Source organism: Campylobacter sp. RM9333 (assembly GCF_020137705.1).
Classification (GTDB): Bacteria; Campylobacterota; Campylobacteria; order Campylobacterales; family Campylobacteraceae; genus Campylobacter_E.
The window spans coordinates 1-368 of sequence record NZ_JACGAY010000067.1; the positions used below are offsets into that span (position 1 = coordinate 1).

The window sequence follows — 368 nt, forward strand, 5'->3', positions numbered from 1 at the left end:
CTTTAGAATTTAAAGTATTCCAAGGTGATGAAGATGGATTCTTTAATAACTTAACTGAAATTCCAAATGGTGGTAGAACATTTGATACTACTCCAACATTTATAGGTAAATCAGTTGCTAATGATACTTTAGTATTATTATTTGTAAAACCAAATAATGCTACAGGTAAAGATGAAGCAATTATGAAAGAATTCCAAGCTGCACCAGATGGAACATTCAAATATACTCCTGATTTAACAAACAGAGTAGATGGTAGTGGTTGGGAAGTTGGAACATATAAAGTATATTTATCAAGCTTAAAAACAGGAGAAATGAAAGAATACTCATTTAGTTTAGATTTAAATACAGCTAAAGATGAAGTGGTTAAT

General features: G+C 29.6%; 1 protein-coding gene. It reads left to right on the forward strand.

What is annotated here, in order from left to right; genetic code table 11:
- Positions 1 to 368: hypothetical protein (locus AVBRAN9333_RS09470; RefSeq protein ID WP_336609917.1), on the forward strand; the 368-nt coding region annotated here is incomplete at both ends.